This is a genomic window from Brevundimonas sp. TWP1-3 (assembly GCF_049896085.1).
Taxonomy (GTDB): domain Bacteria; phylum Pseudomonadota; class Alphaproteobacteria; order Caulobacterales; family Caulobacteraceae; genus Brevundimonas.
The window spans coordinates 592,496-616,563 of the sequence record NZ_JAFCTP010000002.1 but is presented as its reverse complement, the minus strand read 5'-3'; the positions used below and the strand labels follow the sequence as shown (position 1 = coordinate 616,563).

Here is a 24,068-nt window from a genome sequence, read left to right as displayed (position 1 = left end):
CGGTTTCAGGCGGCGCGGCGAAGCGCCGAGGGCGCCTTTACATACAGACCCCGGCGACCGTTGACGGCGCGGAAGGCGACGGTCTCGCCCTCCAGCTTCTCTTCAGCGCCCAGGAACAGGCAGCCGTCATCGACCAGGCGTCGTTCCAGCCCGTCCAGCAGACGGGCGCGCCGCGTCGGTTCCATGTCGGACAGGACGTTGCGACAGAAGATGACGTCGAACCGCGCGTCGTCGGTCGGCTCGTCCAGCAGGTTGGCGCGGCCGAAACGCACGGCGTCGGCCAGTTCAGCCTTGACGATCCACTGGTCGTCCATCGGTTCGAACCAGCGCAGCATAGTCTTGGCCGTCAGGCCGCGCTGAATCTCGAACCCTGTGTAGAGGCCCGAGCGGGCCTTTTCGATGGCGCGTTGCGACAGGTCGGTGGCGACCAGTTCGACCGGCACGCCGAGCTCCAGCCCGGTCATGGCGATGGACCAGGCCTCTTGGCCGGTCGAGCAGCCGGCCGACCAGATCTTGATCCGCCCGTCGGGCCGCGCCTTGGACAGGGCCGGCAGCAGTTCGCTTTCCAGGATGCGGAAGGGGATGCGGTCGCGGCGGAACCAGGTCTCGGCGTTCAACAGGGCCTCGATGACCGACCAGGCCAGGGAAGCGACCGGATTGGCCCACAGGTTCGACAGCAGGGCCTCGACATTGGCGTAGCCCTCGCGCCGCGCGATCGGTCCCAGCCGGTGTTCGGCCAGGTGAATGCGATCCCGCGACAGCCGGTAGCCGGCGCGGGTGGCGAGAAGGGACTGCAGCTTGTCGAAGTCCTCTGGGGTCATGCGGCGATCGCTCCGACCTCCGTCAGCTTGGATTGCAGGATCTCGCCGTCGAACGGCTTCATGACATAGTCGTCGGCGCCGGCGGCCAGAGCCTCGGCGATCCGCTCGGGGCGGGTCTCGATCGTGCAGAACAGCACCTTGGGCCGCTTTCCGCCCGGCATGGCGCGCAGGCGACGCAGGAAGGTGATGCCGTCCATCACGGGCATGTTCCAGTCCACCAGCAGAACGTCGGGCATGGCGCCGGTGCAGTATGAGAAGGCTTCGGCCCCATCCGCCGCCTCGTCGACCTCATAGCCCAGGCCCTCGACGATGCGACGTGCAACCTTGCGGATGATGCGGCTGTCGTCGACGATCAGGCAGGTTCGGAAGTCCAAGATCGATCCCTCAAAAACACAGCGGCTTTCGCCCGAGGCGCATGGACCCTTTTTATCTCAGACGCCAGTTAATGAGTCGTTGGGAATTGGAAATCAGGCGGGCATTCGGGCGATCAGGGAGACCTTGCCGTCTTCAACCTTGACGCGCAAAGCGCCGCCGGCCTCGGTCACGGTCAGCCACAGCCAGTAGGGCTGGATCCATTGCCCGGCCAGGCCCTCGGTCAGGCGCTCGCCCGCCAGGCCGACGACGGCTTCGGGCTTCAGACGGGCGCGGGCGCCTTCGGCGAAACCTTCCAGATAGATCATGCCGTCCTCGACCCGAGACTGGATCACGGCGACGCCGCCCATCGGCAGGGCGCCCATGGTCAGATAGGCCAGATTGGTCAGGGCGCGGGCCTGGGGCTTGGTGAACTCGCCATCGCTGATGCGCCAGTCCATCGCGGCGCGGCCCCCCTGGACCATATTGGACGCCAGGCCTTCGATCTCGCGCGCCGTGAACCGCTCGCTGGTGGTGGCGGCGCCGAAGGCGACGCGGGCGAAATGCACCAGGGCGACCATCTTGCGCGCGCTCTGCTCGATCAGGGCCAGGGCGTCTTCGCGCATGTCCTGGGCCGTCGGATCCTGCATCAGGTCCAGGCCGGAAACGATGGCGCCGGAGGGGCTGATGAAGTCATGGCACAGCTTGGCCGCGATGTAGGTCGCCAGCTCCGTTCCATCGACGGGAAGGTCCAGCGGAGCGGCGTCTGCGTCGTGGGTCGGGGTCATAGGTCTGGCGCGCTCAGGTCACAGTTCGTGTCGCGCGCGAAGTTGGAGTGATTTGCTGGTTCATGGAACCGCCCGGATGGTCTATCGACCCGCCAATGACGACCTCTTCCTCTACCGCTCTCGCCCGCGACCTGAAGTCCGGTGCGCTTTCCCTGGCCATCGCCGAGATCGCGGAGGAGGCCGCGCGGCTGATCCTGCCCTATTGGCGCGCAGGCACGGCGGTCGAGACCAAGTCCGACGACAGCCCGGTGACCCAGGCCGATCGCGCGGCCGAGGCCCTGATCCTGGAACGGCTGGCGGCCCTGTATCCCGGCGTCCAGACGGTGGCGGAAGAGGCGGTTTCGGCGAACGGCGCGCCCGAAAAGGCCGAGGACTGGTTCTGGCTGATCGATCCGCTGGACGGCACGCGCGGTTTCGTGCGCGGCGGCGAGGCCTTTACGGTCAATATCGCCCTGATCCACGGACAGCATCCGGTGGCGGGCGTGGTGACGGCGCCGGCGACGGCGACGACCTGGCGCACCGACAAGCCCGAGGGCGGCGCCTTTCGGCGTCAGTTCGGCGCGCTTCAGGCCGGCGAGGCCCATGCGGGCGAGGACTGGCGGCCGATCCGGGTGCGCGACCGCCCGCAGAAAGGCATGGCCCTGCTGAGCCATAGCGTCACCGACGAGGAGGCGACGCGCCTGGCGGCCCGCCACGGCTGCTCGCGCTGGCAAGGAACGGATTCGTCGCTGAAGTTCTGCCTGATCGCCGAGGGGCGGTTCGACGCCTATCCGCGCACCGGCCCGACCTCGGAATGGGACACCGCAGCGGGTCAGGCCGTGCTGGAAGCCGCCGGCGGCCGAGTGCTGGCCGACGACGGCCAGCGGCTGTCCTACGGCAAGGCCAAGTTCCTGAACGGCGCCTTTGTCGCCATGGGCGGCTGAAGGCCTAGCGTCTCGCGGTCGCCAGCAGGGCCTCGGCCCGCTCGACCAAGGCCTCGACGCCCAGTTCGCGCGCCGTCATGGCGGCCTCGCCCAGGATCAGACCCAGATCGGTTGGGGCGTCGCCGCCCAGACGATGCCGCGCCAGCAGGATTTCCGCCATGCCGATCTGATCAGCGGCCCAGTCCAGCGGCGTCGCCGTCGCCATCCGCGCCCGCAGGCGCGTCTCCAGCGTCATCAGTGCGGTCAGATTCTTGACCGCTTCGGCTAAGGCGACTTCGCGCGCGATACGACGTTCGCGCACCAGGGCGCCGATGATCAGTTCGCCGCCTTGCGTCAGGGCCTCGGCCTGGGTCAGCAGCATCAGCGGCTGGGCGTCGTCGCCGACGCGCAGCACCTGAATCGCGGCCCAGTCCAGCGGGCTGTGATCGGGCGTGAACTGATCGGCGGCGGCGTCGAACATGATCCGGCCCTGAGCGCGGGCCTCTTCATGACCCGCGATGGCCGCCAAAGCCGACAGGCCGGCGCCGCACAGGGCCAGGGCACGGGCGCGGGTCAGGGGGCGATGATCCGGCGAGGCGGTCTCGACCAGGGCGCCCAGATCGCGGCCGGCCTGATCCAGCAAACGCACGTCGCGCTGCACCACGCCCATCTCCAGCGACAGGGCCGCGCGGTCCATTCGCAGGTCCATGTCGTGCGTGTCGTCGCTGCGCACCGCAGCGTCCATCAGCACGGCGGCGTCGGACAGGCTGGCGACATCGCCGCTCAGCCGGGCGGTGCGGACCTTGAGCCGGGCGTGGAGTGCGGTCATGCCCGCCGTTACGCGTCGGCTGCGCGGGCGACCGACGGCGGCCAGGGTGGCCAGCGCCCGGTCCAGTCGCGCGGGATCGCCGCACAGGTCGAAGCGCAGCATCAGCACCGCCGCCTTGTCCATGGCGGCCAGGGCGACCTGATCCTCGCCCACGGCGGTGCGCGCCAGGCTGTCGGCGCAGCGTTCGGCGCGGTCCAGACTGTCTGACGCGCCGCCGCGCCGGGCATGTTCGCGCCAAAGGGCGCAGGCGCGGTGCTCGGTTTCGAAGGGGCGGGCGCAGGATACGCGGCCTGAATCGATCGTCTCGCGCCGCGCCTCGGCCTGCAACAGGTCCACGCCGATCAGCTCGACCCAGCCCAGGTCTTCGCTCTCACGCGCCTGGGCGAAGAGTTTTCGAAGATCGCGGCCGAATTTGAACATGCGCTTGACCTCAGTTATCCCGCTTCGGGACGCAGACTGCGTCTCTCGGGGCGTCCAATGCAAACGCAGCGCCGCGAAAGCGGTTCGGCTTGGCCTTATCCCGGTTTTCGTCAGTCCAGGTTCGGCGTCTTCTGTTGACAGCGTTGCAGGGCGGCCCTTGCCTCGGGCGCATCGCCGTTCAGCGACCGCACGGCCGCGATGCGCGCCCGCGTCTGATCACCCTCGGCGACCGTCGCCGGCTTGCCCGCCGCCGTCGCCGCCTGCATCGCCGCCAACGACCAATAGAGGGCCGCATCATACAGCCGCCGCCCCTGCGCGCTCTCGCCGCCCTCAAGTTCAGACGCCGCCTGGGTCAGGCCCGCACAGCGCACGGCCTCGTCATACGAGACCAGCCCCACGGAAGGGGCAGCCTGCAGCATGACCACAGCGCTGGAAAGGGCGAGAAGCGACGACATCCTGTGATCATGGCTCAGCCGCGTGACCAAAGGAAGTCGTTTGGCGCAGAGCAGGCTCAGCCCCGTTCCTTCGTCTTGGTGAAGGCGATCTTGGGGAAGCGTTCGCCCACGTAGCCGGTCTCCCAGCTGGACTTGGCCAGGAAGACGGGGGCCTGGTCGATGTCGCGGGCCATCTGGGGGCGGTATTTGCCGCTGAAGTCCTCGATGTCGGCGTCCGTGCCGCCCGAGGCTGGAGTGACCCAGCGGGCCTCGGCGTAGGGGGACGGTTCGAAGAGGACGTCCAGGCCGTATTCCTCGCCCAGGCGGTCGGCCATGACCTCGAACTGCAACTGGCCCACGGCGCCGACGATGAAGTCCGAGCCGATCTCGGGCCGGAACAGCTGGGTCACGCCCTCCTCGGCCAGGCCTTCCAGCGCCTTCTTCAGGTGTTTGGCCTTCAATGGATCCTTGACCCGCACCCGTTGCAGGATTTCGGGCGCGAAGTTGGGCAGGCCGGCGAACCGCACCACGCCGCTCTCCGACAGGCTGTCGCCCACCCGCAGCACACCATGGTTCGGAATGCCGATCACGTCGCCGGCGAAGGCGTCGTCGGCCAGCTCCCGGTCCGAGGCGAAGAACATGATCGGCGCATTGACCGACAGGGACTTGCCCGTGTTCTGCACCTTCAGCTTCATGCCGCGCTTGAAGGCGCCCGAGGCCATGCGGAACATGGCGATCCGGTCGCGGTGGTTGGGGTCCATGTTCGCCTGGACCTTGAAGACGAAGCCGGTGACCTCGTTCGCGCCGGGCTCGACCACGGTCTCGACCGGAGCGGGGGCGTTGCGGGTCTCGGGCGGGGATTCCTTTCGGGCCTTCATCGTCTTGGGCGCGGGGGCCCAGTCGCCGATGGCCTTCAGCAGTTCGTCGATGCCGAAGTGGCGCAGGGCCGAACCCCACAGGACGGGTGTCATGTGGCCTTCCAGGAAGGCCTGACGGTCGAAGGCCGGATAGCCGCCCTCGACCAGTTCTACGGCCTCGGCCAGATTGTTCTGTTCGCCGGCCTCGAAATACTGCGCCGCCTGGTCCAGCGGCAGGGCGGCGGGGTGATCCGGGTCTTCGGCCGAGCCGGCGATCTTGCGGGTATAGGGCTGGAACCGGCCGGTGCCGACCTCGACCATGCCGCGCAGGCGATTGCCGCTCTCGGCCGGCCACCAGATCGGAGCCGGGTCCAGTTGCAGCCGGGACGCGATGTCGTCCAGCAGAGTCATCGGGTCCTGGGCCTCGCGGTCCAGCTTGTTGATGAAGGTGATGATCGGAATGTCGCGCAGGCGGCAGACTTCGAACAGTTTCAGCGTCTGCGGCTCGATGCCCTTGGCGGCGTCCAGCACCATGATGGCGCAGTCGGCGGCCGTCAGGGTGCGATAGGTGTCTTCGGAGAAGTCCTCGTGCCCCGGGGTGTCGAGCAGGTTGAACATCTTGCCGTCGTGCTCGAACGTCATGACCGAGGCGCTGACCGAAATCCCGCGCTCCTTCTCGATCTTCATCCAGTCCGAGCGGGTCCGCCGGTTCTCGCCCCGCGCCCGCACAGCGCCGGCCGCACGAATGGCGCCGCCGGCCAGCAGGATATGCTCGGTCAGGGTCGTCTTGCCCGCATCCGGGTGGGCGATGATGGCGAAGGTCCGGCGGCGAGCCGCTTCTTCAGGCAGGGTCAGAGAGGACATGGCGCGCGACTACCCCGCCACGCGCCGAAAGTCACTCGCTGGCGGGTTCGGGGGCGGATTCAGGCTCTGCGCCCGGCGGTGTTTCAGGCTCCGGCTCGCTGATCTGAGGCGCGTCGGCGTCCTCCGTGATCTCGGGCAGATCCTGCCCCGCCTCGATGGCGGCGATCAGACGACTGGCGTAGGTCGAGGCGCTGCCCCCGTGCGGATTGTTGGCCAGCGGCTTCAGGATTGCGATCGCCTCTTCCTTTGCGCCCGTCTGCACCAGGGCATTGGCATAGGGGAAGCGCGTCGCAGCAAGTTGTGGCGCCCGATCCAGCGCAAGCCCCAGCGTCAGAAGGTCGTTCTCGTTCGGATAGCCGGGCTGGCTCTGACGCATCTGTGACAACAGCATCAGGGTGCGATAGTCATTCTGACCGGCGGCATAGGCGCGAGCCAGAAAACCTCGGGCCTGAACTCGCAGCGCCTGGGCCTGATCGTCGTCATCGGCCTCTCGCGCCTGTCGCAGCCGTTCCTGCGCAAGATATTGCAGCGCCTCGACGTGGTCAGGATCGATTTCCAGCAGCCGCTGCAGCGCTCGCTCCCCCGCCGGCTTGTCGCCGAAGTGCATTCCGGCGTGACCGGCGGCCAGCAGAGCGAGCGGATCATCGCCGTGACGTGCCGCCAATCGGGCGACTTCCTGTCCCAGGGCGGCCCTGTCTTCGTCCGGCACACCGACTTTTAGTCTCTGATTGATCAGCAACAGGTCGTCGGCAGGGGGTGAGAGTTTTTCTACCGAGATTTCCGCAGTGGGAAACTGACCGCTGATTTTGGTGGTGCTCAGGCGCTCGCGCGTGTAGCGCCGCAGGCTGGCGCGCAGCTGTTCCAGTGTCATCCCTGTCGCCTGCTGCATCGCCGTGAGAGAGTCGTCTCCGTCTGCTACCGCCGTCAGGTAGGTTTGCAGCTGCTGCTGTCGTTCAGGCGTGCTGTAGAACCAATGCGTGAGCAACCAGGCGATGGGATAGATAGGTCGCCCGCTGGCTGGAGGCGCGAATTTCGCTCGGGCTTTTTGTCAGCAGAACGTCCAGCGGCAGCCAGCTCTCCGCCATGATCCAATAGGCGCGATTCTGATTGTAGTCGCCGAGCACGACCTCCCGGTCGCGAACGTCGATATCCGCCGTCGCGTAGTATTCCGCGAAGCCTTCGACGAACCAGGCGGGGTAGGAGCCGAGGAAATTCCCCAGCATGAAGTGGTGCGCGTATTCGTGCATCAGGACTTCGTCGCCGGAAATGCCGTTTCCGTCGCCGCGAATAGCGACGGCGAAGATGTCCTCTTCCGTCGGGAAATAGGTGCCGATGACGTTATCGCCGCTTTGCGGATGGACGCGCAGTAGCGCGCTTCGGTTTCGCACGAGATAGATCGGCAGTTTCCGGGGCGGTTCCGTCGTTATGGGCACGCCGGATCTGAACTGCATCACACGGTCGAACATCTCCAGCTTTTGAACATAGTCCCTGAGCGCGCGCTCGCCGCCGTCGCTGTAGACGATGAAGCGCTCGCTTTCGGCCCGCAGCCAGTCGGCATGCGCGGGCTGTGGCGCAGCCGCCAGCATGAAGGCCCACACCGCCGCAGCGGCGCAGGTCAAAAACCTAGAACGCATGAAATCGCCCCTGAACATCCCTTGGGCGCGAAGGTGCAACTTCGGCGCGCCGTCGTCCAGCGCGGCGCGCAGGAAAAATAACCCCTCGCCATCAGGGGATATTGGAGTCATGCTCTCTTCTGGAGGAGACGATCAGACCGTCAGAGTCCGACGCTCCCCTCCCGGATCGATCCGGGATCATAGGGAAAGGACAAAGATGATGGCTGTCATCCATCCTCAAGACCGTATCGCCAGCGCCCCGCGCGAGCATGCGCCCCTTCACCCGGCCCTGGGGCTGGCGGTCGGGTTCGGCTTCATTGTGGCCGTGGCGACGCTGGTGCACGTGGTCTTCAACGCGGTCTTCTGACGGCGCGTTGGGCCGCGATCAGGCGGCCAGGCGGTTCCAGACGGCGCGGTCTGCGGAGACGGCGTCGAGGCGGCGGCCCTTGGCCTGAAGCTGATGCATGACCTGCTGCGGCAGGGCGCAGAAACGCGGCTCGACCAGGTCGGGGTTGCAGGCGACGGCCGGGGCGGCGAACAGGGCGGCGTTCACATCCGGGCTGCGCTCGGCGATCAGCCAGGCCAGGCGGCGCGCGCGCTCGGGATCGTTGCGGTGAAGCAGCGGATCCTCGGCGAACAGTTCGCAGCCGAGTTCGAGGACATAGTCGAACTCCAGCTTCTCGAACCGGCGCGTGTCGGCGGGCGTGGCCGGGCAGGCCTCGTCCAGGTCGAACACGACATCGTTCAGAAGAAACAGCATGGGCGATACGCTCGACTGGCCGGACGCGAGTTCGTCCGTAAGCTCACAATAGGCGCCGCCGCTTGCAGTCCCGTTCACGGACGCGGTTAAGAGTTTCTGACCGGGGGCGGGCGTCGCCCGGCCTGCTTTCGACGAAAAGCGACCCCGATGACGCGACGTGACCCTTGCGAAGCGGCGCGGGCTCGGCTTACCTGATCACGCATTGTTACAGGCCGGCGTCGCGCCGGGGAGAGGCCGTCATGACGACCCATGAAGATCGCGCCGGGCTGAAGGTCGCAGGCGAGCTGATCGCCCTGATCGAGCAGGATGTGCTGCCGGGGCTGGGGCTGGATGCGGCGAACTTCTGGGCCGGGGCGGCGGCGATCTTCGAACAGTTCGCGCCGGAGAACCGCGCGCTGTTGGACCGGCGCGACGCCTTGCAGGCCCGGATCGACGATTGGCATCGGGAGCGTCGGGGCCAGCCCTATGACGTGGGGGCGTCGGAGGCCTTCCTGAGAGAGATCGGCTATCTGGTCGATGAGCCGTCGGCGTTTTCCATCGGGACCGAAGGCGTGGACGCAGAGATCGCCCAGATGGCCGGGCCGCAGCTGGTGGTGCCGGTGCTGAACGCGCGCTTCCTGCTGAACGCCGCCAATGCGCGGTGGGGCAGCCTGTATGACGCCCTATACGGCACGGACGCCCTGGGCGATCTGCCCACCGCCGGCGGCCATGACGCGGCGCGCGGGTCACGGGTGGTGGCGCGGGCCAAGGCCTTTCTGGACGAGGCGGCGCCGCTGGCCGATGGCTCGCATGCGGATGTGGGCGGCTGGTCGGTGGCGGAGGGCAAGCTGTCGCCGGCGTTGAAGAATGCGGGACAGTTCGTCGGTTTTACGGGCGAGGCGGTGGCGCCCGCGTCGATCCTGCTGGTGCACAACGGCCTGCACATCGAACTGGTCATCGACCGCAGCCATCCGGTCGGGCGGGGCGATGCGGCGGGGCTGGCGGACGTGGTGCTGGAATCGGCCCTGACGACCATCGTCGATCTGGAGGATTCCGTCGCCGCTGTCGATGCGGTGGACAAGGCCGAGGCCTATCGCAACTGGCTGGGCCTGATGCGCGGCGACCTGTCGGCGACATTCAGAAAGGGCGGAGAGACCCTGACCCGCGCGCTGGAGCCGGATCGCCGGTGGACGGCGCCGGACGGATCGACGGTGATCCTGAAAGGGCGCAGCCTGCTGTTCGTGCGCAACGTCGGACACCTGATGACCGCGCCGGCCATCCGTCTGGCCGACGGGTCGGACGCGCCCGAGGGTATCATGGATGCGGTCGTGACCAGCCTGATCGCGCTGTACGACATCAAGGGGCTAGGCGGGTTCGGCAACAGCGCGACGGGCTCGATCTATATCGTCAAACCCAAGATGCACGGACCGGAAGAGGCCGCCTTCACCGACCGGCTGTTCGATGCGGTCGAGGATCTGCTGGCCCTGCCGCGCCATGCGATCAAGGTCGGGGTGATGGACGAGGAGCGGCGGACTTCTGCCAATCTGGCGGCCTGTATCCAGGCGGTGAAGGACCGGATCGTCTTTATCAACACCGGCTTCCTGGACCGGACCGGCGACGAAATCCACACCGCCATGCAGGCCGGGCCGGTGGTGCGAAAGGCCGACATCAAGTCCAGCGCCTGGATCACCGCCTATGAGGCGCGCAACGTCGCCATCGGCCTGAAATGCGGCCTGTCCGGCAAGGCCCAGATCGGCAAGGGCATGTGGGCGGCGCCGGATCGGATGGCCGACATGCTGGAGCAGAAGATCGCCCACCCCCGGACGGGCGCCAACACCGCCTGGACCCCGTCGCCGACGGCGGCGACCCTGCACGCGCTGCACTATCACGCCGTCGATGTCTTCGCGGTGCAGAAGGCGGTGGCGGAGCAGCCGACGCCGGGCCTGGAGGCCCTGCTGACCCCGCCCCTGGCACACGGCGTCAACTGGTCCGAGGACGAGGTGGCGGCCGAGCTGGACAACAACGCCCAGGGCATATTGGGCTATGTGGTGCGCTGGATCGACCAGGGGGTGGGGTGTTCCAAGGTGCCGGACATCCACGACATCGGCCTGATGGAGGACCGGGCGACGCTGCGGATCAGTTCGCAGCATATCGCCAACTGGCTGCTGCACGGGGTCTGCACGGCCGATCAGGTCGAGGCGGCTTTCCTGCGCATGGCGGCCAAGGTCGATGGCCAGAACGCGGGCGATCTGCTGTATCGGCCGATGGCGACGGATCCCGAGGCGAGCCTGGCCTATCAGGCGGCGCGCGCCCTGGTGTTCGAGGGGGTAGAACAGCCGAACGGCTACACCGAGCCGCTGCTGCATGCCTGGCGGTTGACGGCGAAGGCGGCTCAGTCCGCCTGACCCGCTTTGGGCGGCGTCGGCTCCGACGTGTCGGCTTCGTCGTCGGCCATCACGTCGTCGGCGGCGTCGTTGGCGGTCTGGGCGGAGCGTAGGGGGATGACGGGTCGCGACGGGGCGCCCACGCCATAGCCGAGCCGCTTCAGGGCTTCGTCGCCTTCCAGGCCGAAGGCGCTGCGGATGCGCAGGTCGGTCTGGGGGAAGGGCACCTCCATGCCAGCGGCGTCCAGGGCGTCGGCGATCAACCAGGTATAGGCGGCGTGCATGGCGGCGGGCCGTTTCACCGCCTCGCGCGTCGGCCAGACCAGAAGCTCGAACGACAGGCCCTTGTCGCCAAACGCCACCAGCCAGACCTGGCTCTTGCGGGCCTCCGTCTCGGGCAGGGTGAAGGGGCTGGCGCGTGCGGCGGCCAGAACCGCGTCGCGCACCTTGCCTCGGTCCGACCCATAGGCGACCGAGAAGGGCACGTGGATGCGGCGGGTGTCGCCCTTCAGCGTCCAGTTGGTCACCGGCTGTTCGATGAAACGCGAGTTGGGCACCAGCACATTAACGTTGTCGTTGGTGCGGACGCGCGTGGCGCGCGGGCCGATCTCCATGATGGCGCCGCGAATGCCGATGTCCTCGATCTCGATATAGTCGCCGACCGACACCATCCGGTCGAAGATCAGGAACAGGCCGGAGACGAACTCCTTGACCACGCCCTGCAGGCCCAGACCCACGCCGATGCCCAGGGCGCCCGCGAAGACCGTCAGGGACGACAGGTTCAGGCCCGCCGCCGACAGGGCCGACATTACGGCGATGACGATGATGGCGTAACCCGCCAGCCGCTCCAGCAGATAGACGGCCTGGCGGCTGCGATCCGCCCGTTCACGCAGTCGGCGCAGGGACCGTGTCACCAGCCAGTGGGCGGCGAAGGCGACCAGCAGGATCACCCCGGCGCTGGTCAGGCCCCCGATCGTCAGATTGGCCCCGGCGATCCGCACGACCTGCGACTGTTCGATGGCCGCGAGGTCCAATTGTCTGATCGGATTGGTCATGGGCTCCAGAGCGCTTGGCGAACGGTCAAGGTTCCACCCTCGCGCCCGAACCGGCCGAACGTCGAGGGGTCAGATGCTGAAATCCTCGGTCGAGAACCGGCCGTCCAGCCAGGCGACGATGCGTTCGGCCGCGTCTTCGGGGGACATGGTGGTGGTGCCCACGACGATCTCCGGCGATTCAGGGGCTTCATAGGGACTGTCGATGCCGGTGAAGTTCTTCAGTTCGCCGGCGCGGGCCTTCTTGTAGAGCCCTTTGACATCGCGCTGCTCGGCGACGGCCAGCGGGGTGTCGACATAGACCTCGACGAACTCGCCCGGCCCCAGCAGGTCGCGCGCCAGGCGGCGCTCGGCGCGGAAGGGGGAGATGAAGCTGACCAGGACGATCAGGCCGGCGTCCACCATCAGTTTCGACACCTCGGCGACGCGGCGGATGTTCTCGACCCGGTCCTCCTCGGTGAAGCCCAGGTCGCGGTTCAGGCCGTGGCGGACATTGTCGCCGTCCAGCAGATAGGTGTGGCGGCCGTCGGCATAGAGACGCTTTTCGACCAGGTCGGCGATGGTGGATTTGCCGGCGCCCGACAGGCCGGTCAGCCAGACGACGCGGCCCCTCTGGTTCTTGATCGTGGCGCGCGCCGCCTTGTCCACCGACAGGGCTTGCCAGTGGATATTGTGGGCGCGGCGAAGGGCGAAGTTCAGCAGGCCCGCACCGACCGTCCGGTTCGAGATTCGGTCGATCAGAATGAAGCCGCCAAGGTCCTTGTTCTCGACATAGGGGGCGAAGGCGACGGGGGCGTCGAGCGACAGGTTGCAGACGCCGATCTCGTTCAGCTCAAGGCGCTTGGCCGGCTGCTGCTCCAAGGTGTTGACGTTCACCTTGTGCTTGGGCTCGGTGATGGTGGCGCAGACCAGTTTGGCGCCGATCTTGAGCAGGTAGGGCCGGCCCGGCAGCAGGGGCTCGTCGTCCATCCAGACCACGGTGGCCTCGAACTGGTCGGCGGCTTCCGGCGGGACGTCAGCTGAGGCCAGGACATCGCCGCGCGAGACGTCGATCTCGTCCGCCAGGGTCAGGGTGATGGATTGACCGGCGACGGCCCTATCGAGATCGCCGTCGGCGGTGACGATCCGGGCGACGGTCGAGGTCTTGCCCGAGGGCAGGACGCGGACGGGATCGCCAGGCCGCACGGTCCCGGCGGCGATCTGGCCGGAGAAGCCGCGGAAATCGAGATTGGGCCGATTGACCCATTGCACCGGCAGGCGGAACGGGTCCGCCTGAAGATCGTCCCCGACCTCCAGCGTCTCCAGCAGGCTCATCAGCGGCGGACCGACGTACCAGGGCGAATGGGTGCTGGCCTCGGTGATGTTGTCGCCGCGCAGGGCCGACATCGGAATGGCGTCAAAGGACTTGAGCCCGATCTGGTCGGCGAAGGCGCGGAAGGCGGCGACGATGGCGTCGAACACGGCCTGCGACCAGCCCATCAGGTCCATCTTGTTCACCGCCAGGATGACGTGGCGGATGCCCAGCAGGCTGACCAGATAGGCATGCCGCCGCGTCTGGGTCAGGACGCCCCGGCGCGCGTCGATCAGGATGACGGCGGCGTCCGCGGTCGAGGCGCCGGTGACCATGTTGCGGGTGTACTGCTCGTGGCCCGGCGTGTCGGCGACGATGAATTTGCGTTTTTCGGTCGAGAAGAAGCGATAGGCGACGTCGATTGTGATGCCCTGCTCCCGCTCGGCGGCCAGGCCGTCGACCAGAAGGGCGAAGTCGATGTCGCCCCCTTGGGTGCCGACACGGCGGCTGTCCGCCTCCAGCGCCGCCATCTGATCCTCGAAGATCATCTTGGAATCGTAGAGCAGCCGGCCGATCAGGGTGGACTTGCCGTCGTCCACGCTGCCGCAGGTGATGAAGCGCAGCAGGCTCTTGTGCTGGTGGGCGTCCAGATAGGCGTCGATGTCGCGGGCGATCAAGTCAGACTGGTGAGCCATCAGAAATAGCCCTCCTGCTTCTTCTTCTCCATTGAGGCGGACTGGTCGTGGTCGATCATCCGCCCCTGGCGTTCAGAGGTGGTGGTCAGCAGCATTTCCTGGATGACCTCAGGCAGGGTCGCGGCCGCGCTCTCGACCGCCCCGGTCAGAGGGTAGCAGCCTAGGGTGCGGAACCGGACCGACTTCATCTGCGGGGTCTCGCCGGGGCGTAGCCGGAACCGGTCGTCATCGACCATGATCAGGGCGCCGTCGCGTTCGACCACCGGCCGTTCGGCCGCCAGATAAAGCGGCACGATGGGGATCTGCTCCAGGTGGATATATTGCCAGACATCCAACTCGGTCCAGTTGGAGATCGGGAAGACGCGGATGCTCTCGCCCGGACGTTTGCGCGTGTTGTAGAGCCGCCAGAGTTCGGGCCGCTGGTTCTTGGGATCCCAGCGGTGTTCGGCCGTGCGGAAGGAGAAGATGCGCTCCTTGGCGCGGGACTTCTCCTCGTCGCGACGGGCGCCGCCGAAGGCCGCGTCGAAGCCATAGTGCGACAGGGCCTGTTTCAGCCCCTCGGTCTTCCATAGGTCGGTGTGCAGGGCCGAGCCGTGATCAAACGGATTGATCCCGCGCGCGACAGCCTCGGGGTTCTGGTGGACCAGCAGCTCGACGCCCAGGTCGGCCGCCGCCTGTTCGCGCATCGCGTACATGGCCCGGAACTTCCACGTCGTATCCACGTGCAGCAGGGGGAAAGGCGGTTTGGACGGATAGAAGGCCTTCCGCGCCAAGTGCAGCATCACGGCCGAATCCTTGCCGATCGAATACAGCATGACCGGTCGCTCGGCCTCAGCCGCCACCTCGCGCATGATGTGGATGCTCTCGGCCTCCAAGCGCTGAAGATGGGTCAGGCGAGCAGCAGGCAGGGCGTTTCGATTTTCGGTCAGAATGGCAATGTCCACCAGCGGTGTCTCCGTCGAACGCCGACGTGACAACGCCAATGTGCAGCGTAAGACAAGCGAGGGATACTGCCACGGCCTGAGAGATTTCCCGCCTTGCCGTCCACGCCGTCCGAAACGGGCGTTGCGACGTAAAGGAACCAGGGTCGCCAAGCGCGGCTTATGGCTTCAAACGGAAACGCTCATGTCCAGCATGAAATCCCTCGCCGTTTCGGCGGCCGCAGTGTTCGCTCTTGCCGGCTGCGTGACGGCGCCGCCGCCTTCCGAATATCGCGCGCCACAGCCGGCTAAACCGGTGGATGTCCAGCGTCTGTGGTCCGGGCGCTGGCACGAGATTGCGCGTCTGCCTGATCGACTGACGGACGGCTGCGTGGCGGGCGCGTCGATCTACACGCCGGTCGAGGGCACGCGCGTCGATGTGCGCGACACCTGTCAGGTCGGCACGCCGCAGGGCAAGGAAAAGGCCATCGGCGGGCGGGGAGAAATCCTCGATCCCGGCACGAACGCCAAGCTGAGGGTGAGATATCTGGCCGGTTTCGTGACCTGGGATTACTGGATTCTGGACCGCGCGGATGACTACAGCTGGTTCATCTCGGCCGATCCCACGTTCGAACGCCTGTTCATCTATACCCGCGATCTGCCGACCGAAGCCCAGGTGCGCAGCCTGACTGAACGGGCGCGCGGTCTGGGCTATGATGTCAGCCGGCTGGAGTTTCCGGCGCAACCCGCTCGGTAAGGACCACGATCATGACCGCGACCTCCAAATCCCTGCTCGCCTCGACAATGTTGGCGGCAACCCTGGGATTGGGGGGCTGTGCGGGCGGCCAAGCCTTGCCGACCGAGGCGGGTTTTGGTCCGAACCCCGAACTGCCCGCGCCGCGTCAGGGTCTGTTGCCCACGCTCAATATCGCGCCCGCCGCAAGCTGGCCCCAGGGCGCGACGCCGGTCGCGGCGGCCGGGTTGCGGGTGCAGGCGTTCGCGACGGGGCTGGATCATCCACGCTGGCTCTATCGCCTGCCCAACGGCGACGTTCTGATCGCCGAGTCGAATGCACCGCCTCCGCCTGAGAACGAGAAGGGCGGACTGCGGGACTGGGTGATGGGCAGGGTCATGGCCAGGGCCGGCGCCGGCGTGCCCAGTCCCAACAGAATCGTCCTGTTGCGCGACGCCGACGGCGATGGGGTCGCGGAGACGAAGACGGAATTCCTGACCGGCCTGAACTCGCCCTTCGGCATGGCCCTGGTGGGGGAGCGCCTCTATGTGGCCAATGCCGGTGTGGTGGTGGCCTTTCCCTATCGAACGGGGCAGACGCGGATCGACGCCGCCGCGACCAAGGTTACGGACCTGCCCGCCGGTCGCAATCACCACTGGACGAAGAGCCTGGTCGCCAGCCCTGATGGCAGCCGCCTCTATGTCGGGGTGGGGTCCAACTCGAACGTCGGCGAGAATGGGCTGGACGAAGAGGTGGATCGCGCCGCCATTCTGGAGATCGATCCGGCGACGGGCGCGCGGCGGGTCTATGCCTCGGGCCTGCGCAATCCGGTCGGCATGGACTGGAACCCACAGAGCGGGAAACTGTGGGTGGCGGTCAACGAACGCGACGAGATCGGCGACGATCTGGTCCCCGACTATATGACCTCGGTGACGCCCGGCGCCTTCTATGGTTGGCCGTGGAGCTATTACGGCCAACACGTCGATGCGCGGCCGCCCGCCAATCCGGCGATGGTCGCGCAGGCGGTTCGGCCGGACTACGCTCTGGGCGCCCATACCGCCTCTCTTGGGCTGACGTTCGGCGAGGGGGCGACCCTGCTGCCGCCGGCCTGGCGAAACGGGGCCTTCATTGGCCAGCATGGATCGTGGAACCGCAGCGTGCGCAGCGGCTACAAGGTGATCTTCGTGCCGTTCGTGGACGGTCGTCCGGCCGGTCCGCCGCAGGATGTGCTGACCGGCTTTCTGAACGCCCAAGGTCAGGCGCAGGGACGGCCGGTGGGGGTCCAGATCGATCGGCTGGGCGCGCTGCTGGTCGCCGACGACGTGGGCAATGTGATCTGGCGCGTGACCGGCGATTGAGGCGCGCACAAAAAAAGCCCCGGTCGAAACCGGGGCTTTCTTCTATCTGACCGCGATCAGTTCAACGGTTGGACCGTGATCGCCGGAGCGGCGGGAGTGGTCACGACCGGAGCCGGGGTCGAAGCTGTCGCCGGAGCGGTGTTCAACTGGCTTGTGCTCGCCGCCGGGACGGACGGGGCCGCATAGGGCTGAGGACCGGTCGGGACAGCCGGCGTCTCGACGCGTACGGCAGCCGGGCGTTCAGCGGCCGGTGCGGCGCGACGGGCGACCGGCTCGGCGCGCGGCTCAGCACGACGGGCGATGGGAGCGGGGGCAGCCGGCGTCGGTGCGGCGGTGGGGGCCTGAGCGGTCTCCATCGGCGCGGCCGGCATGACGGGCGTCTCGGCGGCGGTCATCGCGGCGGGCGCGGTCTGCATCGCCGGGGCCGCAACCTGAAGGGACGGCGCGGGCGCCGCCTGATCGCCGCCGCCCATCATCATGGCGACGCCGCTGCCCAGCAGAACCACGGCGCCGATCGGGGCCAGGATCATCCAGGTCTTCACTGACTTCTTGGCCTTGGTGTTGCGGGCGTAGCGCGGCACGAAGGTTTCTTCGGTGCGGGCTTCGGTATTGGCGTTGGCGTAGGTCATCGACATTGTTTCTGTCCTCCATAACGTTGATCAACCAACCCGCCGTCTCGCAACGTCGTTCCGCCGCCGGCGCAAAAGCCCCGAAGAAACACCGTTCCTGCCTGGAATGAGGCGACAACCGCGCCCTTTGCGGCCGGATCAGCGGGGAATGCGGCAATAAAAAGCAGGCGACGCCTCTGGATTTCCCCCGCGTCAACAGAACAAATGGATCACGGCTGGCGCCAATCCGTCGGGTTCGCGAGGGATCGCGGACGGCGCGGTTGACCCGACGCCCCCCCTTCGTCCATCACCGGACAGGGTGGAACACGCATTGACCGGAGACACGGCGCGCATGGGTTTTGTAGCGAATATCCGTCGGGACGTCCGGTTCGCTCGCGGCCTGTTCCGCCTGCTCAAGCGCATCAAGCCGATCGAGCTGGACAGCGACGTCCTGCTTTGTGACGACTTCGAAGAGGCGGTCGACAAGTTCGCCGACAATATCGCCATCGACGACGGTCAGCGCACCCTGACCTATCGCGACCTGGACGCCATGGCCAACCGCTTCGCCCACTGGGCCAAGAACCGGGGCCTGCGTCGCAGCGACACCATCGCCCTGATGATGACGAACCGGATCGAATATCTGGCGGCCTGGATCGGCTTCTCCAAGGTCGGCATCGCCACGGCCCTGATCAACACTAATCTGGGCGGGCAGGGGCTGGCCCACTGTCTGGCCATCTCGAAGGCTTTCAACGTCGTCGCCGACGAAGACTGCTGGCGCCAGATCGAGGAGGCGCGGCCTCTGGTCGATCACAACCTGGCGCTCTGGGTGCTGGGCCTGCCCGACGACCTGGAGACCAGCGACCGTCGCGGCCTGGACAAGCCCGTGCGCGGCGGCTCGTCGGTGCGGCCGTCCAAGTCGGCGCGCGAGGGTCTGACCAACCGAGACACCGCCCTTTATATCTACACCTCCGGCACGACCGGCCTGCCCAAGGCGGCGCGCATCCCGCATTCGCGCGCCCGCACCTATATGCGCGCCTTCGCCGGCGCCACGCGTTCGACGCCCGAGGATCGGATCTTCAACGTCCTGCCGCTGTATCACTCGACCGGCGGCCTGGTCGGAGTGGGCGCGGCCCTGCTGAACGGCGCGCGGCTGGTGATCCGCAAGAAGTTCTCGGCCAGCACCTTCTGGCCCGACGTGCGGTCGTCGGGGGCGACCATGTTCGTCTATATCGGCGAGCTGTGCCGCTATCTGGTCAACTGTCCGCCGCAAGAAGACGAGACCAAGCACAAGCTGCGGCTGGCGTTCGGCAACGGCCTGCGCGCCGACGTCTGGCCCGACTTCCAGAGCCGGTTCCGCATTCCCGAGGTGCTGGAGTTCTACGGTTCGACCGAGGGCAACGTCTCGCTGTTCAACTTCGACGGCAAACAGGGCTCCATCGGCCGCGTGCCCGGTTTCCTGAAGTCGCAGATCAATATCCGGCTGGTCCAGTTCGACGTCGAGACCGAACAGCCCATCCGAGGACCTTACGGCCTGTGCCGTCTGGCGCGGGTCGGCGAGGTGGGCGAGGCTATCGGCCTGATCGGCAACGACATCCGCCACGACTTCTCGGGCTATGCCGACAAGGCCGCCTCGCAGAAGAAGATCCTGACCGACGTGTTCAAGAAGGGCGACCGCTGGTTCCGCACCGGCGACCTGATGAAACAGGACGCGGAGGGCTATTTCTACTTCGTCGACCGGATGGGCGACACCTTCCGCTGGAAGGGCGAGAACGTCTCGACCTCCGAGGTCGAACAGGTGCTGATGGATGCGCCCGGCGTCACCGAGGCCATCGTTTATGGCGTGCCGGTGCCGGCCCAGGACGGCAAGGCGGGGATGGCGGCCCTGGTGGTCGAGGGCAAGTTCGACGCCCAGGCCTTCTCCGACCATGTCGAGGCCAAGCTGCCGGCCTATGCCCAGCCTGTGTTCCTGCGGTTGATCAAGTCGGCGGAAACGACCGGCACGTTCAAATACAGGAAGGCCGATCTGGTCGCGGACGGCTTCGATCCCGAAAAGACCGGGACGGCGCTTTACGTGCGCGGCGGCAAGACCGGTTATCAGAAGCTGACGGCGGCGGCGCGCACTGCGATCCTGAACGGCGAAGGTCGCCTCTGAGGTCAGGAGACGGCGTTCGCGAAACGCCGTCTTAATGATTAACGGCGATGATCCTGATCTCTCGCGTCAGGATCGTTCGCTTTCATGTTCCAGATCATCGGCATCGTGCTGCTGTTCGGCCTCGTCTTCGGCAGCTACGCCATCTCTGGCGGCAAGTTCGAAGTGATCCTGCACGCCGCGCCCCACGAACTCATGGCGATCGGCGGCGCGGGCATCGCGGCCTTCATGATCTCCAACTCCATGACCGTGATCAAGGGGGCCATGGGCGGGCTGGGCAAGTGCTTTGCCGGACCCAAGTGGAAGAAGCAGGACTACAAGGACCTGCTGTCCCTGCTGTTCCAGCTGACCAAGACCATGAAGTCCAAGGGCGTGGTGGCGCTGGAAAGCCACATCGAAAAGCCCAAGGAATCGGCCATCTTCCAGAAGTACCCCAAGGTGCTGAAGGACCATTTCGCCGTCGACTTCATCTGCGACACCCTGCGGATGATGACGATGAACCTGGAGGATCCGCACCAGGTCGAGGACGCGATGGAAAAGCAGCTGGAAAAGCATCACCACGAGCATCTCGAAAACGCCCATGCGCTTCAGGTCCTGGCTGACGGCCTGCCCGCCCTGGGCATCGTCGCGGCCGTGCTGGGCGTGATCAAGACCATGGGCTCGATCACCGAGCCGCCCGAGGTGCTGGGCACCATGATCGGCGGCGCCCTGGTCGGCACCTTCATGGGCGTGTTCCTGGCCTATGGCCTGGTCGGCCCGTTCGCGGCGCGTCTGACCGCGATCGTCAATGAGGAAGCGGCCTACTACAAGATCATCCAGTCGGTGCTGGTGGCCCACCTGCACGGCAACGCCGCCCAGATCTCGGTCGAGATCGGCCGTGGCGACATTCCTTCGTCCGCCCAGCCGTCGTTCGGCGAGATGGAAGAAACGCTGAACAACATCACCGCGGACTAGGTTTAGTCCGCCGCGGCGCGGCACCGCCCCGTTCGCGCCTTGCCGGATCGTAACTTGCCCTGACGCGCAAGGCGGCCCTATCGTCCTGGTGCGAGGCGTGCAGCCTCGCGCAAGCTTTCGGAGAAGTCCTCATGCGTATCAAAGCCCTCGTCGCCGCATCCGCTGCGGTCCTGGTCCTGGCCGCCTGCGGCAAGGCGCCTGAAGAAAAGGCCGAGACCGCCCCCGCGACCGACGCGGTCGAGGCTGCCGGCACCGCCGAGGAAGCGGCCCTGACGGTCGACCAAGCCGCCAAGGACGCCGAGGCCGCCGCCAACCAGGCCATCCAGAACGACACCGCCGCCGCCCCGGCGGCAACGACGATGCAGGGCGCGGACGCGTCCGCCGCGGCGCCGTCCCCCGCAGCCCCGGCCGAACCGCCGCACGCGCCCGCCGCTCATTAGGGTTTGGCTGCAAGCCATCGATCAGGCCGCCTCGAAGCAGGCGGCCTTTTTCGTCTGTGCGACGAAGGTGCTAGAGCCGGGCCATGATTTCCGATGACGACGCCTCGCCGCACCTGACCTGGACCGAGGAGGGCGAGCCACGCTCGGGCCGGTTCGGCGATGTCTATTTCTCGCGCGACGACGGACTGGCGGAAACGCGAGCCGTGTTCCTGAACGGATGCGGCCTGCCCGACGCCTGGGCCGGGCGGGCTTGTTTCACAGTGGCGGAGCTGGGTTTCGGCACGGGGCTGAACATCGCCGCCCTGCTGGATCTGTGGCGGCGGACCCGACCCGAGGGCGGGCGGCTGCATATCTTCTCCATCGAGGGGTTTCCGCTGACGGCGGACGAGGCGGCGCGGGCGCTGGGGGCCTGGCCCGAGTTGGCTGAGGCGACGCAGGCGCTGATCGACGCCTGGCCGTCCGCGACGCCGGGCTTTCACCGTGTGGACCTGCCGGGCTTCGACGCCGTGCTGGACCTGGCGGTCGGGGATGCGGCCTGGTCGCTGGAGCAATGGTCGGGGACGGCGGACGCCTGGTTCCTGGACGGCTTTTCGCCAGCGCTGAACCCCGGCATGTGGTCGCCGCAGGTCATGGCCCTGATCGCCGCGCGGTCTGCGCCCGGCGCGCGCCTGGCCACCTTCACGGTCGCCGGCGCCGTGCGGCGCGGCCTGGCCGAGCAGGGCTTCGTGGTCGACAAACGCCCCGGTCATGGTCGCAAGCGCGAGCGGCTTGAGGCGCATCTGCCCTTGGCCTTTGCGCCCGCACCGGTTCCCAGCATCGCCGTGATCGGCGCCGGCGTGGCCGGGGCGTCGGTGGTGCGCGCCCTGAGAGATCAATGCGTCAGGGTCGTGGTGTTCGAGGCGGATCGGCCGGGCGCGGGCGGATCGGGCTTTCCGGCGGCCCTGGTCACGCCACGCCTGGATGCGGGGGACGCGGGCATCGCGGCCCTGCATGCCCAGGCGCTGGAACGGGCGCGGCATCTGTATGCCGCGACGCCGGACGCCGTGACGGGTATTGGGGTGCTGCAACTGCCCCAGGCGCCGCGCGATGCAGCCCGGTTCGAGAAGATCGCGCGTCAGTCGATCTGGGCCGAGGGCGCGATGGTCGTGCTGGACGAAGACGCCGCAGCGGCCTTGGCGGGCGAGGCGACGGCGTCGGGCGGTCTGTCGATGAGGTGCGCCTGTGCAGTGCATCCCGCCGCCGTGCTGACGGACTGGCTGGGCGAAGCTGACATGCGGTCGGAACGGGTGACGAAGCTGGAGCGGACCGACGGCCGCTGGCGCCTGATCGGCGAGGGGGCTGCAGTGCTGGCCGAGGTTGATGCCGTCGTGGTCGCCGCCGGCTGGGGATCGGCCGCCCTGCTGGACGGGCATGATCCGGCGCCGCGCCTGTCGCCTGTACGGGGTCAGGCGGACTGGGTGGAGGGCGAGGTCACGACCCACGCGATGGCCTGGGGCGGCTATGCCGTACCGACCGGCCATGGCGTCCTTTATGGCGCGACCCATGACCGGGGCGATACCGACACGGCGCCGCGGGCGGAAGACAGCGAGAGAAATCTGGCGACCTTGCGGGCGCGCCTGCCGGGGCTGGCCGACAAGATTGAGACGGCGGGACAGGCGCAGAGCCGTGCCGCGATCCGCGCCACCACGCCCGACCGGCTGCCCTTGGCCGGGGGCCTGGACGACGGTCTCTATCTACTGGGCGGGCTGGGGTCGCGCGGCTTCTGCGTCGCGCCTGTGTTGGCGGAGCATGTCGCCGCCCTGATCCTGAAACGACCGTCGCCCCTGCCGCGCGATCTGGCGGCGCGCGTTTCGCCGCGCCGGGCGGCGGTCATCCGCAATCCCCTTGCGCCTCCGTCTCCGGCAAGCGCAGGATGAGCGGGGGGCTGTTTCAGGGAGCCAAACATGCATCGTCTCATCCTGTCCTCGGCCGCCGTCCTGGCGCTGTGGGCCTGTGCGCCATCGCCCGGCGCGACGACGGCCAGCCGCGTCGACGCCGCCCAATGTTTCCGGCCCAGCCTGGTGCGAAACTTCAACGCCCCCAACGACCAGACCCTGTATGTGCGCACGTCCGGCGCCGATGTGTTCCAGATCGACAGCACCTTCTGTCGCGACATGACCCGCGCCCTGTCGGTCGCGCTGGAGCCGCTCTCTGGATCGAACCTGTGCGTTGGCGATCAGGCGACCTTGCGCAGCCCGACGACCGGCCCAGAACCTTGCCGCGTCCGCATCGCCAGGAAGTTGACGGTTGAAGAGGTCGCGGCCCTGCCGTCGCGGGACCGTCCCTGATCGGAAAAGCTTTGCAGGACCGTCAGGGAGATTGAATTCTTCCGCACACGGGTATGAAATGATCGTCTTGCCTGGGGAGGGAAGAGAATGATCAGAACAATCGGTCTTGTAGCGATTATGGCCACGGCCGCCCTGGCGTCGCCTGCGGCGGCGGAAAGCTGGGCCGCGTTTTCGCGCAGCGACGCCGTCGTCTATCTCGTCGATCTGGACGGTTTGACGCCGGTGGACGGCGTGGCGACCACACGGATGGCGCGGGTGCCGGCGCGCGGCGACGCCGCCGATCTGAGCCATGAAACCGAAGAGGTCATGGTGCGGTGTTCGGACGGCCAGTCGCGCTCGGGCGCGACCGTGACCTATGGTGCGGACGGCGCGGAAACCGACCGCTATTCCGAGGACACGCCGTGGGAGGCGACGCCCAGCGGCGGCGTCTACGGCGGGATCAAGTCCTTCGCCTGCGAAGACATGCGGCCTCAGACCACGGCTTTTCCGACCGTTGCGGCCTTCATCGCGGGCGGACGCGGCCAGTAGGCCGCGTCCCT

Annotated in this window: 24 protein-coding genes; 11 read left to right on the top strand and 13 right to left on the bottom strand. The window is 67.4% G+C overall.

Annotated features, from left to right (window positions below):
* Positions 1 to 5: 5 nt before the first annotated feature.
* From ACP693_RS14910 to chpT, 3 genes are all read right to left on the bottom strand, one after another.
* A complete protein-coding gene (locus ACP693_RS14910) occupies positions 6 to 821 on the bottom strand; it encodes a CheR family methyltransferase (RefSeq protein WP_426020487.1) in 816 nt (271 codons plus the stop codon).
* A complete protein-coding gene (locus ACP693_RS14905) occupies positions 818 to 1,195 on the bottom strand; it encodes a response regulator (RefSeq protein WP_426020486.1) in 378 nt (125 codons plus the stop codon). Before ACP693_RS14905 ends, ACP693_RS14910 begins: the two co-directional genes overlap by 4 nt.
* Positions 1,196 to 1,288: 93 nt before the next feature.
* Positions 1,289 to 1,960: a histidine phosphotransferase ChpT gene (gene chpT / locus ACP693_RS14900; protein ID WP_426020485.1), complete on the bottom strand. Its 672-nt coding sequence runs from the start codon at positions 1,958 to 1,960 to the stop codon at positions 1,289 to 1,291.
* Between the two features lie 95 nt (positions 1,961 to 2,055).
* Here chpT and cysQ point away from each other — a divergent pair, with 95 nt between their 5' ends.
* On the top strand, positions 2,056 to 2,883 hold the full coding sequence (gene cysQ, locus ACP693_RS14895) for a 3'(2'),5'-bisphosphate nucleotidase CysQ (protein ID WP_426020484.1): 828 nt from the start codon (positions 2,056 to 2,058) through the stop codon (positions 2,881 to 2,883).
* 4 nt (positions 2,884 to 2,887) lie between these two features.
* On the opposite strand, the gene ACP693_RS14890 is transcribed toward cysQ, so the two are convergent.
* The 5 genes from ACP693_RS14890 to ACP693_RS14870 form a co-directional block, all read right to left on the bottom strand.
* Positions 2,888 to 4,111, bottom strand: coding sequence for a hypothetical protein (locus ACP693_RS14890; RefSeq protein WP_426020483.1), 1,224 nt, complete (start codon positions 4,109 to 4,111; stop codon positions 2,888 to 2,890).
* Positions 4,112 to 4,221: 110 nt separating this feature from the next.
* Complete coding sequence (locus tag ACP693_RS14885; protein WP_426020482.1) at positions 4,222 to 4,566, bottom strand: hypothetical protein; 345 nt, start codon at positions 4,564 to 4,566, stop codon at positions 4,222 to 4,224.
* 56 nt (positions 4,567 to 4,622) lie between these two features.
* Positions 4,623 to 6,266, bottom strand: a complete 1,644-nt coding sequence (locus ACP693_RS14880) for a peptide chain release factor 3 (RefSeq protein WP_426020481.1) — start codon at positions 6,264 to 6,266, stop codon at positions 4,623 to 4,625.
* 31 nt (positions 6,267 to 6,297) lie between these two features.
* Complete coding sequence (locus tag ACP693_RS14875; protein ID WP_426020480.1) at positions 6,298 to 7,251, bottom strand: tetratricopeptide repeat protein; 954 nt, start codon at positions 7,249 to 7,251, stop codon at positions 6,298 to 6,300.
* Positions 7,220 to 8,011, bottom strand: coding sequence for a hypothetical protein (locus ACP693_RS14870; protein WP_426020479.1), 792 nt, complete (start codon positions 8,009 to 8,011; stop codon positions 7,220 to 7,222). Before ACP693_RS14870 ends, ACP693_RS14875 begins: the two co-directional genes overlap by 32 nt.
* Before the next feature lie 85 nt (positions 8,012 to 8,096).
* Here ACP693_RS14870 and ACP693_RS14865 point away from each other — a divergent pair, with 85 nt between their 5' ends.
* Entirely contained in the window at positions 8,097 to 8,246 is a 150-nt protein-coding gene (locus ACP693_RS14865) for a hypothetical protein (RefSeq protein ID WP_426050120.1), read from the top strand.
* A gap of 18 nt (positions 8,247 to 8,264) precedes the next feature.
* On the opposite strand, the gene ACP693_RS14860 is transcribed toward ACP693_RS14865, so the two are convergent.
* Positions 8,265 to 8,639 (bottom strand): hypothetical protein, encoded by a 375-nt coding sequence (locus ACP693_RS14860; RefSeq protein ID WP_426020477.1) that lies wholly within the window; start codon positions 8,637 to 8,639, stop codon positions 8,265 to 8,267.
* Between the two features lie 239 nt (positions 8,640 to 8,878).
* On the opposite strand from ACP693_RS14860, the gene ACP693_RS14855 reads away from it, so the two are divergent.
* Positions 8,879 to 11,023, top strand: a complete 2,145-nt coding sequence (locus tag ACP693_RS14855; protein WP_426020476.1) for a malate synthase G — start codon at positions 8,879 to 8,881, stop codon at positions 11,021 to 11,023.
* Here ACP693_RS14855 and ACP693_RS14850 read toward each other — a convergent pair.
* The 3 genes from ACP693_RS14850 to cysD all read right to left on the bottom strand — a co-directional run bounded on the left by ACP693_RS14850 (position 11,011) and on the right by cysD (position 14,987).
* A complete protein-coding gene (locus ACP693_RS14850; RefSeq protein WP_426020475.1) occupies positions 11,011 to 12,057 on the bottom strand; it encodes a mechanosensitive ion channel family protein in 1,047 nt (348 codons plus the stop codon). The genes ACP693_RS14855 and ACP693_RS14850 overlap by 13 nt on opposite strands.
* A 69-nt stretch (positions 12,058 to 12,126) precedes the next feature.
* On the bottom strand, positions 12,127 to 14,040 hold the full coding sequence (gene cysN / locus ACP693_RS14845; RefSeq protein ID WP_426020474.1) for a sulfate adenylyltransferase subunit CysN: 1,914 nt from the start codon (positions 14,038 to 14,040) through the stop codon (positions 12,127 to 12,129).
* Positions 14,040 to 14,987 (bottom strand): sulfate adenylyltransferase subunit CysD, encoded by a 948-nt coding sequence (cysD, locus tag ACP693_RS14840; protein WP_426020739.1) that lies wholly within the window; start codon positions 14,985 to 14,987, stop codon positions 14,040 to 14,042. The genes cysN and cysD overlap by 1 nt, the downstream gene beginning before the upstream one ends.
* A 178-nt stretch (positions 14,988 to 15,165) precedes the next feature.
* On the opposite strand from cysD, the gene ACP693_RS14835 reads away from it, so the two are divergent.
* On the top strand, positions 15,166 to 15,717 hold the full coding sequence (locus tag ACP693_RS14835; protein WP_426020473.1) for a lipocalin family protein: 552 nt from the start codon (positions 15,166 to 15,168) through the stop codon (positions 15,715 to 15,717).
* Between the two features lie 11 nt (positions 15,718 to 15,728).
* The gene (locus ACP693_RS14830; protein WP_426020472.1) at positions 15,729 to 17,051 is read left to right on the top strand and encodes a PQQ-dependent sugar dehydrogenase; all 1,323 of its coding nucleotides are present in this window, start codon (positions 15,729 to 15,731) and stop codon (positions 17,049 to 17,051) included.
* A gap of 56 nt (positions 17,052 to 17,107) precedes the next feature.
* On the opposite strand, the gene ACP693_RS14825 is transcribed toward ACP693_RS14830, so the two are convergent.
* Positions 17,108 to 17,686: a hypothetical protein gene (locus tag ACP693_RS14825; RefSeq protein ID WP_426020471.1), complete on the bottom strand. Its 579-nt coding sequence runs from the start codon at positions 17,684 to 17,686 to the stop codon at positions 17,108 to 17,110.
* 325 nt (positions 17,687 to 18,011) lie between these two features.
* Between ACP693_RS14825 and ACP693_RS14820 the strand changes: the two genes are divergently transcribed.
* From ACP693_RS14820 to ACP693_RS14795, 6 genes are all read left to right on the top strand, one after another.
* Positions 18,012 to 19,811 carry a long-chain-acyl-CoA synthetase gene (locus tag ACP693_RS14820; RefSeq protein ID WP_426020470.1) on the top strand — a complete coding sequence of 600 codons (1,800 nt, stop codon included), beginning with the start codon at positions 18,012 to 18,014 and terminating at the stop codon, positions 19,809 to 19,811.
* A gap of 84 nt (positions 19,812 to 19,895) precedes the next feature.
* Entirely contained in the window at positions 19,896 to 20,762 is an 867-nt protein-coding gene (gene motA / locus ACP693_RS14815; RefSeq protein WP_426020469.1) for a flagellar motor stator protein MotA, read from the top strand.
* Between the two features lie 131 nt (positions 20,763 to 20,893).
* The gene (locus ACP693_RS14810) at positions 20,894 to 21,202 is read left to right on the top strand and encodes a hypothetical protein (protein WP_426020468.1); all 309 of its coding nucleotides are present in this window, start codon (positions 20,894 to 20,896) and stop codon (positions 21,200 to 21,202) included.
* Between the two features lie 83 nt (positions 21,203 to 21,285).
* Entirely contained in the window at positions 21,286 to 23,118 is a 1,833-nt protein-coding gene (gene mnmC, locus ACP693_RS14805) for an FAD-dependent 5-carboxymethylaminomethyl-2-thiouridine(34) oxidoreductase MnmC (protein ID WP_426020467.1), read from the top strand.
* A gap of 27 nt (positions 23,119 to 23,145) precedes the next feature.
* Positions 23,146 to 23,529 carry a DUF6491 family protein gene (locus ACP693_RS14800; RefSeq protein ID WP_426020466.1) on the top strand — a complete coding sequence of 128 codons (384 nt, stop codon included), beginning with the start codon at positions 23,146 to 23,148 and terminating at the stop codon, positions 23,527 to 23,529.
* An 87-nt stretch (positions 23,530 to 23,616) separates the two neighbouring features.
* The gene (locus ACP693_RS14795) at positions 23,617 to 24,057 is read left to right on the top strand and encodes a hypothetical protein (protein WP_426020465.1); all 441 of its coding nucleotides are present in this window, start codon (positions 23,617 to 23,619) and stop codon (positions 24,055 to 24,057) included.
* Positions 24,058 to 24,068 lie beyond the last annotated feature (11 nt).

Bases quoted from the DNA above. Each gene is read 5' to 3' on its own strand.
- ACP693_RS14910 (WP_426020487.1), bottom strand. From the start codon at position 821: ATGACCCCAGAGGACTTCGACAAGCTGCAGTCCCTTCTCGCCACCCGC.
- chpT (WP_426020485.1), bottom strand. From the start codon at position 1,960: ATGACCCCGACCCACGACGCAGACGCCGCTCCGCTGGACCTTCCCGTC.
- cysQ (WP_426020484.1), top strand. From the start codon at position 2,056: ATGACGACCTCTTCCTCTACCGCTCTCGCCCGCGACCTGAAGTCCGGT.
- ACP693_RS14890 (WP_426020483.1), bottom strand. From the start codon at position 4,111: ATGTTCAAATTCGGCCGCGATCTTCGAAAACTCTTCGCCCAGGCGCGT.
- ACP693_RS14885 (WP_426020482.1), bottom strand. From the start codon at position 4,566: ATGTCGTCGCTTCTCGCCCTTTCCAGCGCTGTGGTCATGCTGCAGGCT.
- ACP693_RS14880 (WP_426020481.1), bottom strand. From the start codon at position 6,266: ATGTCCTCTCTGACCCTGCCTGAAGAAGCGGCTCGCCGCCGGACCTTC.
- ACP693_RS14870 (WP_426020479.1), bottom strand. From the start codon at position 8,011: ATGACTCCAATATCCCCTGATGGCGAGGGGTTATTTTTCCTGCGCGCC.
- ACP693_RS14865 (WP_426050120.1), top strand. From the start codon at position 8,097: ATGATGGCTGTCATCCATCCTCAAGACCGTATCGCCAGCGCCCCGCGC.
- ACP693_RS14860 (WP_426020477.1), bottom strand. From the start codon at position 8,639: ATGCTGTTTCTTCTGAACGATGTCGTGTTCGACCTGGACGAGGCCTGC.
- ACP693_RS14855 (WP_426020476.1), top strand. From the start codon at position 8,879: ATGACGACCCATGAAGATCGCGCCGGGCTGAAGGTCGCAGGCGAGCTG.
- ACP693_RS14850 (WP_426020475.1), bottom strand. From the start codon at position 12,057: ATGACCAATCCGATCAGACAATTGGACCTCGCGGCCATCGAACAGTCG.
- cysN (WP_426020474.1), bottom strand. From the start codon at position 14,040: ATGGCTCACCAGTCTGACTTGATCGCCCGCGACATCGACGCCTATCTG.
- ACP693_RS14835 (WP_426020473.1), top strand. From the start codon at position 15,166: ATGTCCAGCATGAAATCCCTCGCCGTTTCGGCGGCCGCAGTGTTCGCT.
- ACP693_RS14830 (WP_426020472.1), top strand. From the start codon at position 15,729: ATGACCGCGACCTCCAAATCCCTGCTCGCCTCGACAATGTTGGCGGCA.
- ACP693_RS14825 (WP_426020471.1), bottom strand. From the start codon at position 17,686: ATGTCGATGACCTACGCCAACGCCAATACCGAAGCCCGCACCGAAGAA.
- ACP693_RS14820 (WP_426020470.1), top strand. From the start codon at position 18,012: ATGGGTTTTGTAGCGAATATCCGTCGGGACGTCCGGTTCGCTCGCGGC.
- motA (WP_426020469.1), top strand. From the start codon at position 19,896: ATGTTCCAGATCATCGGCATCGTGCTGCTGTTCGGCCTCGTCTTCGGC.
- ACP693_RS14810 (WP_426020468.1), top strand. From the start codon at position 20,894: ATGCGTATCAAAGCCCTCGTCGCCGCATCCGCTGCGGTCCTGGTCCTG.
- mnmC (WP_426020467.1), top strand. From the start codon at position 21,286: ATGATTTCCGATGACGACGCCTCGCCGCACCTGACCTGGACCGAGGAG.
- ACP693_RS14800 (WP_426020466.1), top strand. From the start codon at position 23,146: ATGCATCGTCTCATCCTGTCCTCGGCCGCCGTCCTGGCGCTGTGGGCC.
- ACP693_RS14795 (WP_426020465.1), top strand. From the start codon at position 23,617: ATGATCAGAACAATCGGTCTTGTAGCGATTATGGCCACGGCCGCCCTG.